A 390-nucleotide genomic window follows, 5' to 3' on the forward strand; every position below is an offset into this window, starting at 1 on the left:
GCCTTGTTCCCGTGGCGTACCGTGCTCGAGAACATCGAGGTCGGGCTCGAGATTCGCGGCGTGCCGCGTGCGGAGCGGCGGCGCATTGCGGGGGAGTACCTCGAACTGGTAGGGCTGACCGGCTTCGGCCCGCGCTTTCCGCATGAAATCTCGGGCGGCATGAAGCAGCGCGTGGCGATTGCGCGCGCGCTGGCCTACAAGCCCGAAGTGCTGCTGATGGACGAACCATTCGCCGCGCTGGACGCACAGACGCGCGAGATCCTGCAAGGCGAACTGCTGCGGATCTGGGAGCAGACGCGCAAGACCATCGTGTTCATCACCCACAGTATCGACGAGGCGATCTTCCTGTCGGACCGCATCGCCATCATGACGCGGCGCCCGGGTACGGTG

Annotated in this window: 1 protein-coding gene; it reads left to right on the forward strand. The window is 65.9% G+C overall.

Annotation, left to right across the window (positions count from 1 at the left end; translation table 11 throughout):
* A partial coding sequence (locus AC1DHL_RS30090; protein WP_478164382.1) for an ABC transporter ATP-binding protein occupies window positions 1-390 on the forward strand: 390 nt, incomplete at both ends.

This window comes from Variovorax sp. 10L426 (assembly GCF_056395305.1).